Annotated in this window: 15 protein-coding genes and 1 tRNA gene; 7 read left to right on the forward strand and 9 right to left on the reverse strand. The window is 66.3% G+C overall.

Annotated elements, in window-relative coordinates; genetic code table 11:
• Window positions 1–25 precede the first annotated feature (25 nt).
• The 8 genes from ACEN96_RS11420 to ACEN96_RS11455 form a co-directional block, all read right to left on the reverse strand.
• Entirely contained in the window at window positions 26–226 is a 201-nt protein-coding gene (locus ACEN96_RS11420) for a hypothetical protein (protein WP_495588129.1), read from the reverse strand.
• 173 nt (window positions 227–399) lie between these two features.
• Entirely contained in the window at window positions 400–933 is a 534-nt protein-coding gene (sodC, locus tag ACEN96_RS11425; protein ID WP_495588130.1) for a superoxide dismutase [Cu-Zn] SodC, read from the reverse strand.
• A 71-nt stretch (window positions 934–1,004) separates the two neighbouring features.
• Window positions 1,005–1,631, reverse strand: coding sequence for a LysE family translocator (locus tag ACEN96_RS11430; RefSeq protein WP_495588131.1), 627 nt, complete (start codon window positions 1,629–1,631; stop codon window positions 1,005–1,007).
• A 146-nt stretch (window positions 1,632–1,777) separates the two neighbouring features.
• On the reverse strand, window positions 1,778–2,605 hold the full coding sequence (locus ACEN96_RS11435) for a DUF3037 domain-containing protein (protein WP_495588132.1): 828 nt from the start codon (window positions 2,603–2,605) through the stop codon (window positions 1,778–1,780).
• On the reverse strand, window positions 2,602–3,330 hold the full coding sequence (locus ACEN96_RS11440; protein ID WP_495588133.1) for a HipA family kinase: 729 nt from the start codon (window positions 3,328–3,330) through the stop codon (window positions 2,602–2,604). The genes ACEN96_RS11435 and ACEN96_RS11440 overlap by 4 nt, the downstream gene beginning before the upstream one ends.
• 148 nt (window positions 3,331–3,478) lie before the next feature.
• Window positions 3,479–3,569: transfer RNA gene (locus ACEN96_RS11445), tRNA-Ser, on the reverse strand.
• A 100-nt stretch (window positions 3,570–3,669) separates the two neighbouring features.
• Window positions 3,670–4,596: an SPFH domain-containing protein gene (locus ACEN96_RS11450; RefSeq protein WP_495588134.1), complete on the reverse strand. Its 927-nt coding sequence runs from the start codon at window positions 4,594–4,596 to the stop codon at window positions 3,670–3,672.
• A gap of 98 nt (window positions 4,597–4,694) precedes the next feature.
• Window positions 4,695–5,126, reverse strand: a complete 432-nt coding sequence (locus tag ACEN96_RS11455; protein WP_495588135.1) for an NfeD family protein — start codon at window positions 5,124–5,126, stop codon at window positions 4,695–4,697.
• Window positions 5,127–5,367: 241 nt separating this feature from the next.
• On the opposite strand from ACEN96_RS11455, the gene ACEN96_RS11460 reads away from it, so the two are divergent.
• Entirely contained in the window at window positions 5,368–7,644 is a 2,277-nt protein-coding gene (locus ACEN96_RS11460; RefSeq protein WP_495588136.1) for an Orn/Lys/Arg family decarboxylase, read from the forward strand.
• A gap of 94 nt (window positions 7,645–7,738) precedes the next feature.
• Here the strand turns inward: ACEN96_RS11460 and fabI are convergent, their stop codons facing one another.
• Window positions 7,739–8,521, reverse strand: a complete 783-nt coding sequence (gene fabI, locus ACEN96_RS11465; RefSeq protein WP_495588137.1) for an enoyl-ACP reductase FabI — start codon at window positions 8,519–8,521, stop codon at window positions 7,739–7,741.
• Between the two features lie 189 nt (window positions 8,522–8,710).
• Here fabI and rimP point away from each other — a divergent pair, with 189 nt between their 5' ends.
• The 6 genes from rimP to typA all read left to right on the forward strand — a co-directional run bounded on the left by rimP (window position 8,711) and on the right by typA (window position 17,344).
• On the forward strand, window positions 8,711–9,400 hold the full coding sequence (rimP, locus tag ACEN96_RS11470) for a ribosome maturation factor RimP (RefSeq protein ID WP_495588138.1): 690 nt from the start codon (window positions 8,711–8,713) through the stop codon (window positions 9,398–9,400).
• Window positions 9,397–10,875, forward strand: coding sequence for a transcription termination factor NusA (gene nusA, locus ACEN96_RS11475; protein WP_495588139.1), 1,479 nt, complete (start codon window positions 9,397–9,399; stop codon window positions 10,873–10,875). Before rimP ends, nusA begins: the two co-directional genes overlap by 4 nt.
• A gap of 81 nt (window positions 10,876–10,956) precedes the next feature.
• Entirely contained in the window at window positions 10,957–13,956 is a 3,000-nt protein-coding gene (gene infB, locus ACEN96_RS11480) for a translation initiation factor IF-2 (protein WP_495588140.1), read from the forward strand.
• Between the two features lie 75 nt (window positions 13,957–14,031).
• Complete coding sequence (gene rbfA, locus ACEN96_RS11485; RefSeq protein ID WP_343641226.1) at window positions 14,032–14,412, forward strand: 30S ribosome-binding factor RbfA; 381 nt, start codon at window positions 14,032–14,034, stop codon at window positions 14,410–14,412.
• A gap of 52 nt (window positions 14,413–14,464) precedes the next feature.
• Window positions 14,465–15,424, forward strand: a complete 960-nt coding sequence (gene truB, locus ACEN96_RS11490) for a tRNA pseudouridine(55) synthase TruB (RefSeq protein ID WP_495588141.1) — start codon at window positions 14,465–14,467, stop codon at window positions 15,422–15,424.
• Window positions 15,425–15,520: 96 nt separating this feature from the next.
• Window positions 15,521–17,344 carry a translational GTPase TypA gene (typA, locus tag ACEN96_RS11495; protein WP_495588142.1) on the forward strand — a complete coding sequence of 608 codons (1,824 nt, stop codon included), beginning with the start codon at window positions 15,521–15,523 and terminating at the stop codon, window positions 17,342–17,344.
• The last annotated feature ends 53 nt before the right edge of the window (window positions 17,345–17,397 follow it).

Here is a 17,397-nt window from a genome sequence, read left to right on the forward strand (position 1 = left end):
GGGTCGTCCGCGGGCGGTGCGGCGGTCATAGCCAGTGGGCGAAGAGGCCCAGCGTCACGGCGCTCAAGGCGGCGGTGGTGACCAGCCGAGGCAGCACGACGTCGTGGATGCGCTCGGCGAACAAGGCAACGCCGAACCATCGCCCGCGGGCCTTGGCGCACTGGACCAGGTGGCGCTGCAGCGCCTTGGCCTGATCGTTGGCGTGCGGGCCGGCTGGGCTGGTCATGGCAATTCCCCTCTGCAAGTGGTTGAACCCGGATGAAACCGGAAGTTTCAACTTGGCAAATCCCATGCCTGCGCATGGAAGGACATTTGCCCTGCTCGCCGAAGGGAGACGGTCAGCCAGTCACGCCCTCGCCCCGTGAGGGCGAGAGGAGAGGGGAGAAGGGGACCGGGGCCTTACTGGATCACGCCGCAGGCGATGCGCGCGCCGCCGCCGCCCAGCGCGGCCGGATGGTCCGAGTGGTTGTCACCGCCGGCGTGGACCATCAGCGCGTGGCCCTTGACGTCGGCCAGCGTCAGACGCGGCGCGAGCACCGGCTGCACCGCCTCACCCTCGCCATTGACGAACAGCGGCGGCAGGTCGCCAAGGTGGCCATCGCCCCACGGTTCGCCGTGCTTGCCCGATTTCTTCGGGTCGAAGTGGCCGCCGGCGCCATCGGCCGCGACGGGCTTGCCGTCCTTCTCGCCCGCCGCGCAGGACGGGTTGGCATGGACGTGGAAACCGTGCAGGCCGGGCGGCAGGCCGGTGAGCTTGGGCGTGAAGACCAGGCCGTACTTCGTCTCCTCCATCGTCACCGTGCCGACAGGGCCGCCGTCGCCCTGCGGCGTGGCGACCTTCAGGGTCACGGTGGCGGTGGCGTCCGCGGCCAGGGCGGCGGTCATCGGCAGGCAGGCCGCGAGCGCGGCGGCGAGCAGTGGGCGAAGGGTCATGCGGATCTCCTTGTAGGAAGGGGGACGGAAGCGGGAGGGGAGCGGGAAGGGAAGAGGAGCGGCGAAGGTCCTCAACGGGCCACGATCAATCGCAGGCCGAGCGCGACGAACACCGCGCCGGCGACGCGGTCCAGCCATAGGCCCGCGCGCGGCTTGCGCTGCAGCCATTGGCCGATCGCGCCGGCGAAGTAGCCGAGCAGGCCGAAGAGCACCGCCGCCTGCAGCGTGAAGGTCACGCCCAGCAGCGCCGTCTGCGCGGCCACATGGCCGTGCGACGCGACGACGAACTGCGGCAGGAAGGACAGGAAGAAGAGCACGACCTTCGGATTGATCGCGTTGGCGAAGACGCCCTTGAAGAACAGGCGCCAGAGCGAGTCCTCAGCCTGCGAGGCGTCACCGACGCTGGCGCCGCCGCGGCTGCGCAGCGCCTTGATGCCGAGCCAGATCAGGTAGAGGCCGCCGCAGACCTTCAGCGCGGTGAAGGCCGCCGGCGAGGCCGCGATGAGGGCGCTGACGCCGATCGCCGCGAGCACCGTGTGGCTCAGGCAGCCGAGCGCGCATCCGAGGCCGAAGGCCATGCCGTGCCGCCGTCCCTTCGAGATGCCCATGCCGAGCACCATCAGGTTGTCCGGACCTGGCGACGCGGTGATCAGCATCGCGGCGAGCAGGAAACCGAAGAATTGTTCGAAGGTCAGCATGGGGCGGGATGATAGGCGCTGGCCCGCCAACTATCACCACGCGCAAAAGAAAACGGAAAACGGGCACTGATCACTCAGGGCCCCTACTTCACGGGCACTTCTAGAGCCACCCCGACGCGGTCATTGCCGCTTCGCCCTCCGTGAGCCTAATGATCGAGGGCAAAGCTCGCGATTTCTTCCGTACGGGCCGCGTCAATCGGGACGACACTTTGGGCTTCGAGACTCCTGCAGATTTCCTGAAACGCAGTGTGGCGCTTGAAATCTGTCGCCGGTGGCCCCACCACCGCAAACATGACGTTTGCTGGCAAGAGCTTGCGATCCCTTAAGCGGCGCACTTTGTCCACCCAGACTGCTCCATGATCGTAAATGCCCATGGTTTCGCTCTGACTGAGATTGAATGGCTTGATGATCTTGGCCACCTCGCCACCTCGCTTTTGCACGAGCGGAAATCGAGCGTATACATCGTCGTCACCCACGCGCTCGGGTCGGAACGGTCGCTGCAGCTGAAGCTCATCCAGCATCTGTTTAAGCCGACGCTCTATCGCCTGTTCCACATATTCCTGGGTAACGAACGCTCGATCAACGTAATGATCAAACTGTCGCACCACTTCCGCCTCCGGGCTGCTCGTCATGAGCACGCGCGGTTGACTGAAGCGAATCAGAGCCTCTCTCGGATGGGCGAGCGAATCGAACGTCTGGCGTAGGAACTCCGCGCGATCAGGCGGGCTTGCTTGGCGAAGTACTTCATCCACCCGCGTAAGCTCGTCCCGCATCACCTGCATCGCGCGCAGATACACCTCCTTGGGAAGCTCTCCGAAGAAGTCTGTGAGGCGCTTGTGCTTCCTGGTCTGCAACCGGAAGCCGAAGTAGCCCGTACGAGGGCAGATCAAGACGATCCCTACGTTTGCGAACTCGCCCGTTTCCCTGTAGGGCACAAACTGGAGTACGGCATAGCGGCAAGCGAACTTGTTCATTCCGTCCTCCAGAGATCGAGCGAAGCACAGCGGGCCAACGTTGCGAGGGCCCGATCAACGTCAAATCGACAAGGGATGTCGAACTCGGAATTTTCCCACATCCATTCGTTCGGAGCTGTCGTCGCGGCTTCCCTTGCAGCAGCCAGGCCCGCTGTAAGTCTGTCAACGTAGGCGTCGCGGATCTCCAGATCTCCGATGATCGCGTTCCACTGCTGTGCGAAGACGTGATGCTGCAGAAACTCTGCAGAGTCGAATTCAGGCTGGAGAGCCATGTTGTGATCAATGACGACCAGAGACTCAAGTTGGGCGTCCCAAAGCAGATTCGTATTGCCCTCAAGGCGATCAGTGTTCTTGACCCACCAATCGAATACAAGCACGTCCCTTTGTACCGCGACCGGTACGTTCCGAACCATCGCAAGCTCGAGCCAGGCCGCGTGCGGGTTCGCTCTGGAGCCGAAGGCTGGAAGACATCCGATTCCGCGCAAATCTCTAGGCACTTCGGCGAGCAAGTCCTCGTCGACTTGGACGAGCTGGAAAGGTGGGATCGTTAAACCGATGGCGCGGGCGGCATGGCCGCAGATCCACTCTGCCCATAAGCTCGATCGATTCGTCTGCTGCCCCTTGACGTAGTACAGGGCATCATCCTCGCCTCGACACAAGTAGGGCAGTGTTTTGCCCTGCTCTGACTGGCTGATCACTTCCACGATCTGAAGCACTTGCGGCATCGCCCCCTCGGCTCGTTTGCGTGCGCTACGGCTGATTAACAGGCCGTGATCATCAGCGCTAGACCATTCACACCCGATGCGTCTTCCAGTCAGAAACTGACGGGTGGATGTGAAAAACGGGCCGCAAGGGCCCGTTTTCTGTGGTTCTTGGCGGAGAGAGAGGGATTCGAACCCTCGGTAGGCTATTAACCTACACACGCTTTCCAGGCGTGCGACTTAAACCACTCATCCATCTCTCCGAAGCCCGCCATCATAGCGCAGTTTTCAGGCCCATAAGGAAAGTTGTCGAGCCGCCGCCGCGCGAAGCGCGTGCGGCCATCCTCGGGCCGGGCAGGGCGCTCAGCGTCCCGGCTGGATCACCTTGTCGCTCTTGATCAGCGCCATCGCCGTGCCGATCAGTCCCGAGACCTCGCTCATGTTGGCCGGCACGATCATCGTGTTGTTCTTCTGCGCGAGCTGCGAGAAGGCCTCGACCGCCTTCTCCGCCACCTTCAGCTGCACCGCGTCGCCGCCGCCCGGCTGCTGGATCGCCGCGGCGATCTTGCGGATCGCGTCGGCGCTGGCCTCCGCCACTGCCGTGATGGCCGCGGCCTCGCCCTGCGCCTTGTTGATCTCGGCCTGCTTCTCGCCCTCGGAGCGCGCGATCGCCGCCTCGCGCTCACCGGTGGCGATGTTGATCTGCTCCTGCCGCCGGCCTTCCGAGGCCGCGATCAGCGCGCGCTTCTCGCGCTCGGCCGTGATCTGCGCCTGCATCGAGCGCAGGATCTCCGCCGGCGGCGTCAGGTCCTTGATCTCGTAGCGCAGCACCTTCACGCCCCAGTTGAGCGCGGCCTCGTCCAGCGCCTGCACGACGGAGCTGTTGATCACGTCGCGCTCCTCGAAGGTGCGGTCCAGCTCCATGCGGCCGATCACCGAGCGCAGCGTCGTCTGCGCCAGCTGCGTGATCGCGACGATGTAGTTGCTGGAGCCATAGCTGGCACGCATCGCGTCGGTTACCTGGAAGTACAGGATGCCGTCCACGGTCAGCTGGGTGTTGTCGCGCGTGATGCAGACCTGGCTGGGAACGTCCAGCGGGATCTCCTTGAGCGAATGCTTGTAGGCCAGCCGGTCCACGAAGGGCACCAGGATGTTCAGGCCGGGCGTGAGCGTGCCGTGATATTTGCCAAGACGCTCCACCACCCACGCGTGCTGCTGCGGGACCACCTTGACGGACTGCACGACGAAGACGATGGCGACGACCAGTAGGACCAATGCGACGATTTCCATGAGCGGGACTCCTCCTCCAGGAATGAACGGGAAAGCGAAACGGAAGCGGGACGCGGGACGCGGGACGCGGGACGCGGAATGGGGCAGGGGGGGCGCGCTCAGGCGGCCTCGACCAGCAGGCAGCTGCCCTCGACGGCGCGGATCACATGTCTGCCGCCGCGCGGGGCGCCGTGGCCGACGAAGCGCGCCTGCCAGGCCGCGCCGCGGTAGCGGACCTCGGCGGTGCCGTCGGCGCGCCATTGGAGGACGTCCAGGCTCTGGCCGATGTCGAGGTTGACGTTGGGGTTCTCGCTGGCCGGCACGCGCGGGTGCCGGCGTTGACGGCCATGCCACCAGGCCACCGCGCCGCCGCCGACCGCCGCCGCGACCGTCAGCTGGGCCCAGAACGGGCTGCCGAGGTGCGCGGCCAGCGCCGCCGCCGCGGCGCCCAGCGCCAGCATCAGCAGGTAGAAGGTCGTCCCGCTGGCGAGCTCGGCGGCCACCAGTCCGCCGCAGATGACCCACCACCAGGTGGGCAGGGTCCAGTCCATCAGATCCTCCTAGTGGCCGGGCGATCCGTGATTCGCCCGGTCCGGTTGAATCGGGTCAGTGTACGCCCCGGATCCGGGCCGCCGGCCGTGGTCGAAGCGGGCCGCCGCGCCCGCATTTCCGGGCCATTGACGACAACGCCGTTCGGTTTCCGCGACACCCTCCGATCAACACTTGCGTGACACGGCTGACGCCCTACACTTCGCGCCTTTCTTGTTTGACCCGCCCCGATCTGGAGGCTTCATGACGCCGCGTTTCCGCTTTCCCATCGTCATCATCGACGAGGACTATCGCTCCGAGAACACCTCGGGTTTGGGCATCCGCGCCCTGGCGGAAGCCATCCAGAAAGAGGGCTTCGAGGTGCTGGGCGCGACCAGCTACGGCGACCTGAGCCAGTTCGCCCAGCAGCAGAGCCGCGCCAGCGCCTTCATCCTGTCGATCGACGACGAGGAGTTCTCCGGCAACGGCGACGGCGTGGAGCTGGACCCGGCGGTGCTGAACCTGCGCAAGTTCATCCAGGAGATCCGCTTCAAGAACGCGGACATCCCCATCTACGTCTACGGCGAGACCCGCACCTCGCAGCACCTGCCCAACGACGTGCTGCGCGAGCTGCACGGCTTCATCCACATGTTCGAGGACACGCCCGAGTTCGTGGCGCGTCACATCATCCGCGAGGCCAAGAGCTACCTCGACGGCCTGGCGCCGCCGTTCTTCAAGGCGCTGATGGACTACGCGCAGGACGGCTCGTACTCGTGGCACTGCCCGGGGCACTCCGGCGGCGTGGCCTTCCTGAAGAGCCCGGTCGGCCAGATGTTCCACCAGTTCTTCGGCGAGAACATGCTGCGCGCCGACGTCTGCAACGCGGTCGAGGAACTCGGCCAGCTGCTCGACCACACCGGCCCGGTCGCCGAGAGCGAGAAGAACGCCGCCCGCATCTTCAACGCGGACCACTGCTTCTTCGTCACCAACGGCACCTCGACCTCCAACAAGATGGTCTGGCACCACACGGTGGCGCCGGGCGACGTGGTCGTGGTCGACCGCAACTGCCACAAGTCCATCCTGCACAGCATCATCATGACCGGCGCGGTGCCGGTCTTCATGACGCCCACGCGCAACCACTACGGCATCATCGGCCCGATCCCGGAGAGCGAGTTCTCGCCCGAGACCATCCGCAAGAAGGTCGCGCGGAATCCGCTGCTCAAGGGCGTGGATCCGAAGAAGGTCAAGCCGCGCATCATGACGCTGACGCAGAGCACCTATGACGGCGTGCTCTACAACACCGAGACCATCAAGGCCAAGCTGGACGGCTGGATCGACACGCTGCACTTCGACGAGGCGTGGCTGCCGCACGCGGCGTTCCACAACTTCTACGGCTCGTACCACGCGATGGGCAAGCACCGCCCGCGGCCCAAGACCGCGATGGTCTACGCCACGCAGTCGACCCACAAGCTGCTGGCCGGCATCTCGCAGGCGTCGCAGGTGCTGGTGCAGGACTCGCAGAACGTGAAGCTGGACAAGCATCTGTTCAACGAGGCCTACCTGATGCACACCTCGACCAGCCCGCAGTACTCGATCATCGCCAGCTGCGATGTCGCGGCCGCGATGATGGAGCCTCCGGGCGGCACCGCGCTGGTCGAGGAATCCATCATCGAGGCGCTGGACTTCCGCCGCGCGATGCGCAAGGTCGAGAAGGATTACGGCAAGGACTGGTGGTTCAAGGTCTGGGGTCCGGACAAGCTGGCGGCGGAAGGCGTCGGCAAGGCGGCGGACTGGATGCTCAAGGCCAACGAGAAGTGGCATGGCTTCGGTCCGATCGAGGCCGGCTTCAACATGCTGGACCCGATCAAGTCCACCGTGATCACCCCCGGCCTGGACATGAGCGGCAAGTTCGCCAAGACCGGCATCCCGGCCAGCATCGTCACCAAGTTCCTGGCCGAGCACGGCGTCGTGGTCGAGAAGACGGGCCTGTACTCGTTCTTCATCATGTTCACCATCGGCATCACCAAGGGCCGCTGGAACACGCTGCTGACCGCGCTGCAGCAGTTCAAGGACGACTACGACAGGAACGCGCCGATCTGGCGCATCCTGCCGGACTTCGTGGCCGCCTTCCCGCGCTATGAGCGCATGGGACTGCGCGACCTGTGCCAGAGCGTGCACGAGGCCTACGCGTCCGGCGACATCGCGCGCCTGACGACCGAGGTCTACCTGTCCGACCTGGAGCCGGCGATGAAGCCGTCCGACGCGTATGCGCACATTGCGCATCGCAAGACGGAGCGCGTCGAGATCGACAAGCTGGAAGGCCGCGTCACCACCGCGCTGCTGACGCCGTACCCCCCGGGCATCCCGCTGCTGATCCCGGGCGAGCGCTTCAACAAGCGGATCGTGGATTACCTGAAATTCACGAGAGACTTCAACGCGAAGTTCCCGGGCTTCGCGACCGACGTCCACGGGCTGGTCTCGGAGAAGGGCGCCGATGGGGTGACCCGCTACTACGTCGATTGCGTGATCGACGCTAAATGAAGAACGGGACCCGAGGGTCCCGTTTCTACTCCAAGCACCACCGTCCCTGATCCACCGAGGTGATCGGCGGGGGGCGGGGATCGAGCCCGTTGTCTTATTCCGTGCCGGCCATCGCGCCGTGGCTGAAGCCGCCGTCGACGTAGATGATTTCGGAGCTGACACCGGCCGCCAGGTCCGACAGCAGGAAGGCCGCCGTGTTGCCGACGTCCTCGATCGTGACGTTGCGCTTGATGGCGGCGCTGTCGGCGAACTGCTTCAGCAGCTTGCCGAAGTCCTTGATGCCCGAGGCGGCCAGCGTCTTGATCGGACCCGCCGAGATGCCGTTCACCCGGATGCCCTTGGCGCCCAGGCCGTACGCCAGGTAGCGCACGCTGGCTTCCAGCGAGGCCTTGGCCAGGCCCATGGTGTTGTAGTTCGGCACGAAACGCTCTGCGCCCAGGTAGGACAGCGTCAGCAGCGCCGCGCCCGGGCGCAGCCGGCTTTGCGCCGCCTTGGCCATCGCCGGGAAGCTGTAGGCCGAAATGTCGTGCGCGATGCGGAAGTTCTCGCGCGTCATGCCATCCAGGAATTCCCCGGCGATCGCCTCGCGCGGCGCGAAACCGATCGAGTGGACAAATCCGTCGAATTCCGGCCAGTGCTGGCCCAGGTCCTCGAACAGGCGTTCGATCTGGGCGTCATCGCCCACGTCGCAATCGAACACCAGCTTGGAATCGAATTCCGCCGCGAATTCGGTGATGCGATCCTTGAATCGCTCGCCCACGTAGCTGAAGGCCAGTTCAGCGCCTTCGCGGTGGCAGGCCTTGGCGATGCCGTAGGCGATCGAGCGGTTGGACAGCACGCCCGTGATCAGCAGCCGCTTGCCGGCGAGAAATCCCATGTCTGCTCCTGGTATTCATTGATTCGAGGGAGGGCGGGATTCTCGCACGCCAGCCCGTGACCGATGCCGCAGCCTTGTCGGCATGCTGTTTGCATAGTACACTTCGAGCTTCGCTGAAAAAGTGAACGGTGGGCGGATTCATCCAGCCCATTTTTTTTGGCTGTCCCTACAGGATAGATACCGTCGTCGATGAATTTGAGCTGGCAAGCCGTTGTTGAAAAGACCGTGACCGGATTGGGTTACGAGGTGGTGGGCTGCGAACGCAGCGCCGGAGGCTTGCTGCGCGTGTACATCGACAAGCCGCTCGTGAACGGCCAGGAACCGGAGCAGCCGGTCAACGTCGAGGACTGCGAGCGCGTGACGCGCCAGCTCCGCTACGTGATGGAAGTCGAGGAGATCGACTACCAGCGCCTGGAAGTCTCGACGCCCGGCCTGGACCGTCCGCTGAACCACGCCGGCGACTACGCCCGTTTCAGCGGTCACGAAGTGGAAATCACGCTGCGCGAGGCTTTCCAGGGCCGCAAGAAATACAAGGGCGTCCTGGCGCCGGCCGAGGGCGTCGCCGACGACGCGCTGGCCGCGAGCACCAGCTGGCGCGTGATCTTCTCCGACGGCAAGACCGAGCAGGCGCTGGATTTCGCGCTGGACGAAGTGCGTTCGGCCAAGCTGGTCCCGGAGATCGTTTTCAAGAACCGCGCGTCGGGAACGGCGAGCGGTGCCGCGGCAGGGAAAGCCGCCGCGGCGAAAAAGAACACGGGCTTGGCGCCCGGATCGGAATCTGCTGACGGAGGGGCTGCGAAGCCCAAGGCGTCGAAGAAGAAGAGCAATGCCAAGTCCCGGCAGACGGATGACAAGGTTGACGGAGGTCTCGATCAATGAACCGCGAACTGTTGATGCTGGTGGACGCCATCTCGCGCGAGAAGAGCGTGGAGCGCGATGTGGTGTTCGGCGCCGTTGAGGCGGCGCTGGCCTCGGCCACCAAGAAGTTGTATGGCGGCGAGGTCGACATCCGCGTGGCCATCGACCGCGATACCGGCGAGTACGAGACCTTCCGCCGCTGGCACGTCGTGCCGAGCGAGGCCGGTCTGCAGAACCCCGATTCGGAGATCCTGCTGTTCGAGGCGCAGGAGCAGATCGCCGACATCGAGGTCGACGACCACATCGAGGAGGGCGTCGAGTCCGTCCCGATCGGCCGCATCGGCGCCCAGGCCGCCAAGCAGGTCATCCTGCAGAAGATCCGCGACGCCGAGCGCGAGCAGCTGCTGAACGACTTCATGTCGCGCGGCGAGAAGATCTTCGTCGGCACCGTCAAGCGCCTGGACAAGGGCGACATCATTGCCGAGTCGGGCCGCGTCGAAGGCCGCCTCAAGCGCAATGAAATGATCCCGAAGGAGAACCTGCGCACCGGCGACCGCGTCCGCGCGGTGATCCTGGGCGTCGACCCGACCCAGCGCGGCCCGCAGATCATGCTGTCGCGCTCCTCCGGCGAGTTCATGAAGGAACTCTTCGCGCAGGAAGTGCCCGAGATCGAGCAGGGCCTGCTGGAGATCAAGAGCTGCGCCCGCGATGCCGGCAGCCGCGCCAAGATCGCCGTCGTCTCGCACGACAAGCGCGTCGACCCGATCGGCACCTGCGTCGGCGTGCGCGGTTCGCGCGTCAACGGCGTGACCAACGAGCTGGCCGGCGAGCGCGTGGACATCGTGCTCTGGTCCGAGGATCCCGCGCAGTTCGTGATCGGCGCGCTGGCGCCGGCCAACGTGCAGTCCATCGTCGTCGATGAGGAGCGCCACGCGATGGACGTCGTCGTCGACGAGGAGAACCTCGCGATCGCGATCGGCCGCGGCGGCCAGAACGTGCGTCTGGCCTCGGAGCTGACCGGCTGGAAGATCAACATCATGACCGCCGAGGAGTCCGCCGCCAAGCAGGCCGAGGAATCCGACGTGGTGCGCAAGCTGTTCGTCGAGAAGCTGGACGTGGACGAGGAAGTCGCCGACATCCTGATCGCCGAAGGCTTCGCCTCGCTGGAGGAAGTCGCCTACGTCCCGATGCAGGAGATGCTCGAGATCGAGGCCTTCGACGAGGAGACCGTCAACGAGCTGCGCACCCGCGCCAAGGATGCGCTGCTGACGATGGAGATCGCCCGCGAGGAGAAGGTCGAGGAGGTCTCCCAGGACCTGCGCGACCTGGAAGGCATGACCCCGGAGCTGATCGCCAGGCTGGCGGGCGGCGACATTCATACCCGCGACGACCTGGCCGACCTGGCCGTCGACGAGTTGGTCGAGATTTCGTCCCTGGACGAGGCAGCGGCACGCGCTTTGATCATGAAGGCGCGCGAGCACTGGTTCAACGCATAACACGCCGAGCTGACACGCTCTGAAGCGATTTCAAGCGAAACCAGACCGCTCCGCCCCACACAAGATTTAAGGATTTCAACAATGGCCGTGACCACCGTCGCCCAGCTGGCCGCAGAGCTGAACAGGCCTGCGACCACCTTGCTGGAGCAGCTCCAGGCTGCGGGCGTCAAGAAGGCGTCCACCGAGGACACCCTGAACGAAAGCGACAAGGAACGCTTGCTGGACCATCTGCGCACCGCGCATGGCACCAGCGGCGCCGAACGCAAGAAGATCACCCTGACCCGCAAGTCGACCAGCGAGATCAAGCAGGCCGATGCCTCGGGCAAGGCGCGCACCATCCAGGTCGAGGTGCGCAAGAAGCGCGTCTTCGTCAAGCGCGAGGATGGCGTCGATGAAGCCTCCGCCGCCGCCGCGGAGGAAGCCGAGCTGAAGCGCCGCGAGGAAGAAGCCCAGGCCCAGGCCGAGGCGCTGCGCCAGCAGGAAGAGGAGCTCTCCCGCAAGATGCGTGAGCGCGAGGAAGCCGAGCGCGCCGCGCGCGAAGCCGAAGAGAAGCGCCGCGAGGAAGAGCGCGCTGCCCGCGAGGCCGCCGAACAGGCCGCCGCCGCAGCCGCCGCGAAGGCGGCCGCCGACGAGGAAGCGCGCAAGGCCGCGGAGGCCGCCAAGACCAAGGCGGAGAAGACCGCCGACAGGGCCGCGGAGAAGACCGCCGAGAAGGCCGACAAGGCTGCGGAGAAGTCCGCCGAGAAGGCCGAGAAGGCTGCTGCGCCCGCGCCCGCTCCGGTGGCCGCCGCGCCGGCCCCGGCGCCGGTCGAGCCCGCCAAGCCGGTGCTGCGCGTGGTCAAGGCCGCCGACGTGGCCGCCGACGAGAAGGCCCGCCAGGTCGAGCTGGAGCGCCGCCGCAAGGCCGCCGAGGCCGAGGCCGCCGCCATCCGCGCGATGATGAACGCGCCCAAGAAGGTGCTGGTCGCGAAGAAGGAAGAGCCCAAGCCCGAGGCCGCGGCCGCCGGCATCAAGGGCACGATCCACAAGAAGCCGGGTGGCGCCCCGGGCGCCGCCGGCACGACCGCTGCCGCGGGCGCCGGCGCGAAGCCGGGCGACAAGAAGTCGGTCAAGTCCGAGAAGCTGTCGTCCAGCTGGGCCGATGACGCCAAGAAGCGTGGCGCCGCCGGCAAGCCCGGTGGCGGCCGTGATGCCGGCGCGGGTGCCCGTCCGGGCGGTGGCGCCGGCTGGCGCGCGCCGGGCCGTGGCGGCCCCGCGGGCCGCCGTGGCGGCCGCGACGATCGCGGCGGCATGTCGTCCAACTTCCAGGCGCCGACGGAACCGGTGGTGCAGGAGGTCCATATCCCCGAGACCATCTCCGTCGCCGACCTGGCGCACAAGATGTCGGTGAAGGCCTCCGAGGTCATCAAGCAGCTGATGAAGCTGGGTCAGATGGTCACCATCAACCAGCAGCTGGACCAGGAAACGGCCATGATCCTCGTCGAGGAAATGGGCCACAAGGCGTTCCCCGCCAAGCTGGACGATCCGGACGCCTTCCTCGAGGAAGAGGGGACCGAGGCCGAGCACGAGCTGCTGCCCCGCGCGCCCGTCGTCACCGTCATGGGTCACGTCGACCACGGCAAGACCTCGCTGCTGGACAGCATCCGCCGCGCCCGCGTGGCGGCTGGCGAAGCCGGCGGCATCACGCAGCACATCGGCGCCTATCACGTCGACACGCCGCGTGGCATGGTCACCTTCCTGGACACCCCGGGTCACGAGGCCTTCACGGCCATGCGTGCCCGCGGCGCCCAGGCGACGGACATCGTCATCCTGGTCGTGGCCGCCGACGACGGCGTCATGCCGCAGACCAAGGAAGCCATCCACCACGCGAAGGCCGCCGGCGTGCCGATCGTGGTCGCGATGAACAAGATCGACAAGCCCGATGCCAACGCCGAGCGCGTGAAGAGCGAGCTGGTGGCCGAGGAAGTCGTGCCGGAAGAGTTCGGCGGCGAGTCCCCGTTCGTCCCGGTGTCGGCCAAGACCGGCCAGGGCATCGACGATCTGCTGGAGCAGGTGCTGCTGCAGGCCGAAGTGCTGGAACTCAAGGCCCCGAAGGATTCGATGGCCAAGGGTCTGGTCATCGAAGCCAAGCTGGACAAGGGCCGCGGCCCGGTCGCGACGGTGCTGGTGCAGTCCGGCACGCTCAAGCGCGGCGACGTGGTGCTGGCGGGCTCGACCTACGGCCGCGTGCGCGCCATGCTGGACGAGGACGGCAAGGCCGCGACCGAAGCCGGCCCGTCGATCCCGGTCGAGATCCAGGGTCTGACGGAAGTGCCGCGCGCCGGCGACGAATTCATGGTCCTGGGCGACGAGCGCCGTGCCCGTGAAATCGCCACCTTCCGCGCCGGCAAGTACCGCGACGTCAAGCTGGCCAAGCAGCAGGCCGCCAAGCTGGAGAACATGTTCGCCGACATGACCGCCGGCGACGTGCAGACGCTGCCGCTGATCATCAAGGCCGACGTGCAGGGTTCGCAGGAAGCGCTGGCGTCCTCGCTGCTCAAGCTGTCGACCGACGAGGTCAAGGTGCAGATCGTCCACGCGGCGGTCGGCGCGATCAGCGAGTCCGACATCAACCTGGCGATCGCCTCCAAGGCCGTCGTGATCGGCTTCAACGTGCGTGCCGATGCCGGCGCGCGCAAGGTGGCCGAGCACAACGACGTCGACCTGCGCTACTACAACATCATCTACGACGCCGTGGATGAGGTGAAGGCGGCGATGGCCGGCATGCTGGCTCCGGAGCAGCGCGAGGAGATCATCGGCACCGCCGAGATCCGCACCGTGTTCGTGGCGACCAAGATCGGCACCATCGCCGGTTCGATGATCACCAGCGGTCACGTGACCCGCAACGCACGCTTCCGCCTGCTGCGCGACAACGTCGTGGTCTACACCGGCGAGATCGAGTCGCTCAAGCGCATGAAGGACGACGTCAAGGAAGTCCGCGAAGGCTTCGAGTGCGGTATCAAGCTGAAGAACTACAGCGACATCAAGGAAGGCGACCAGCTGGAAGTCTTCGAAATCAAGGAAGTGGCGCGCACGCTGTAACCCGGCGAGCCGACGCTTCATGCCCGGCGGGTCGCCCCGCCGGGCTTTGTTGTTTGAGAGAGTGAGGAAAGAGCCATGCGTCACAAGCGATCGATCCCCAACCGCGGTCTGCGCGTGGCGGACCAGATCCAGCGCGACCTGGCCGAACTGATCCGCGAGTTGAAGGACCCGCGCATCGGCATGGTGACGATCAGCGCGGTCGAGGTCACGCCCGACTACGCGCACGCCAAGGTCTTCTATTCGCTGCTGGTCGGCGACGAGAAGGCCACCGGCGAGGCGCTGAACGAGGCGGCGGGATTCCTGCGCAACGGCCTGTTCAAGCGGCTGCAGATCCACACCGTGCCCAGCCTGCATTTCCATTTCGACCGCACGACCGAACGGGCGGCCGAGATGAGCGCGCTGATCGCGAAGGCGAATTCGTCCCGCGCCAAGGACGACGAGACCACCGAGGACTGACCTTCCTCCGAGACTGAAAGAGACGCCGGCCCGAGAGGGCCGCCGCCCCGTGATGAGTGCAGTTGCCCCCCGCCCGAAAATCGTGAAGCGCGCCGTGCACGGCGTGCTGATGCTGGACAAGCCGCTCGGCCTGACCAGCAATGACGCCTTGCAGAAGGTCAAGCGCCTGCTGCGCGCGGAGAAGGCCGGCCACACCGGCACGCTGGATCCGCTGGCGACCGGCCTGCTGCCGCTGACCTTCGGCGCGGCGACCAAGTTCAGCCAGGTCAGCCTGGAGGCCGACAAGGGCTACCGCGCGACGCTGCGCCTGGGCATCGCGACCACCACCGGCGATGGCGAGGGCGAGATCCTGGAGCAGCGCGACGAGGTCGCCAAGCCGCTGGACCTGGACACGATCCGCGCCGCCTGCGAGGCCTTCCGGGGCCCGATCTCGCAGCTGCCGCCGATGTACTCGGCGCTCAAGCACCAGGGGCGCGCGCTGTACGAGCTGGCCCGCGAGGGCGTCACCGTCGAGCGCGCGCCGCGCGACGTCACCATTCACGCGCTGGACATCGTCGACTGGCAGCCTGCCGAGCTGCTGCTGGTGATCGACGTGCGCTGCTCCAAGGGCACCTACATCCGCACGCTGGCCGAGGACATCGGCGCGAAGCTGGGATGCGGCGCCCACCTGGCCGGCCTGCGCCGCACGGCCAGCGGGCCGGTGTCCGTCGAGCAGGCGGTCACGCTGGAGCAGATCGAGGCCCTGGACGATGCCGGCCGCCTCGCGCTGCTGACCGCGCCCGACAGCCTGCTGGGCGAATGGCCCGAGGTCGAGCTGAGCAACGACGAGGCCGGACGCTTCCTGAGCGGCATGCGCCGCCGGGTGGCGCTGCCGGACCTGCCGCAGGTGCGCGTGTACGGGCAGATGCCGCGCGCCTTCCTCGGCAGCGCCCACGTGACCGGCGGCGAGCTGATCGCCGACCGGCTGCTGAGTCCGGCCGAGATCGCCTCCATGCTGATCCAGGCGGCCTGAGCGCCGCCGCCACGAACGAGTTCCAGAGATACCGAGTTCCCCGATTTCCCGAATCCCCGAGAAAGCCTAGAAAGCCCTCTTAGCGAAAGCGTCCCCATGAGCAAGCAAATCCGCAACATCGCCATCATCGCCCACGTCGACCATGGCAAGACCACCATGGTGGACCAGCTCCTTCGCCAGAGCGGCACCTTCGCCGAGCACGAGAAGGTCGTCGACACGGTGATGGACAACAACGCCATCGAACGCGAGCGCGGCATCACCATCCTGGCCAAGAACTGCGCGGTCAGCTGGGAAGGCACCCACATCAACATCGTCGACACCCCGGGACACGCGGACTTCGGCGGCGAAGTGGAGCGCGCGCTGTCGATGGTCGACGGCGTGGTGCTGCTGATCGACGCGCAGGAAGGTCCGATGCCGCAGACGCGCTTCGTGACCAAGAAGGCGCTGGCGCTGGGCCTCAAGCCCATCGTCGTCGTGAACAAGGTCGACAAGCCGGGCGCCAAGCCGGACGCCGTGATCAACGCGGCCTTCGACCTGTTCGACAAGCTCGGCGCCACCGACGAGCAGCTGGACTTCCCGGTCGTGTACGCCTCGGGCATCAACGGCTGGTCCTCGCTGGAAGAGGGCGCTCCCGGCGAGAAGTGGGGCGAGGACATGTCCGCGCTGTTCAACACCGTGCTCAAGCATGTGCCGCCGCAGAAGGGCGATCCGGACGCGCCGCTGCAGCTGCAGATCTCCGCGCTGGACTTCTCGACCTTCGTCGGCCGCATCGGCGTGGGCCGCATCAGCCAGGGCACGCTCAAGCCGGCGATGGACGTGGTCGTGATGGAAGGTCCGGACGGCAAGGTCACCAAGGGCCGCATCAACCAGGTCCTGACCTTCCAGGGCCTGGATCGCGTGCAGGCCGCGGAAGCCGGCCCCGGCGACATCGTGCTGATCAACGGCATCGAGGACATCGGCATCGGCGTGACCGTCACCAGCCCGTCCAACCCGGCCCCGCTGCCGATGCTCAAGGTCGACGAGCCGACGCTGACGATGAACTTCTGCGTCAACACCTCGCCGCTGGCCGGCCGTGAAGGCAAGTTCGTCACCAGCCGCCAGATCTGGGACCGCCTGCAGAAGGAGTTGCAGCACAACGTCGCGCTGCGCGTGAAGGAAACCGACGAGGACGGCATCTTCGAGGTGTCCGGCCGCGGTGAACTGCACCTGACCATCCTGCTGGAGAACATGCGCCGCGAAGGCTATGAGCTGGCCGTGTCCAAGCCGCGCGTGGTGTTCCAGGAGATCAACGGCGAGAAGTGCGAGCCGATCGAGCTGGTCACCGCCGACGTCGAGGAAACCCACCAGGGCGGCGTGATGCAGGCGCTGGGCGAGCGCAAGGGCGAGCTGGTCAACATGGAACCGGACGGCCGCGGCCGCGTCCGCCTCGAGTACCGCATCCCGGCCCGCGGCCTGATCGGTTTCTCCAACGAGTTCCTGAACCTGACCCGCGGCTCGGGCCTGATCTCCAACATCTTCGACGGGTACGAGCCGCACAAGGGCGACATCGCCGGCCGCAAGAATGGCGTGCTGATCTCGATGGACGCGGGTGAGATCTTCACCTACGCGCTGGGCAAGCTGGACGACCGCGGCCGCATGTTCGTGAAGCCGAACGACCCGGTCTACGAAGGCATGATCGTCGGCATCCACAGCCGCGACAACGACCTGGTCGTCAACGCGACCCGCACCAAGCAGCTCACCAACTTCCGCGTCAGCGGCAAGGAAGACGCGATCAAGATCACGCCGCCGATCGAGCTGACGCTCGAGTACGGTGTCGAGTTCATCGAGGACGACGAACTGGTCGAGATCACGCCGAAGTCGGTGCGCCTGCGCAAGCGTCATCTGTCCGAGAACGACCGCAAGCGCGCGTCGCGCAGCTGATCACGGCCAGCCGGCCGAAATGACAACGCCCGGTGCATCGCACCGGGCGTTTT

Source organism: Roseateles sp. Mitsp63, assembly GCF_059491535.1.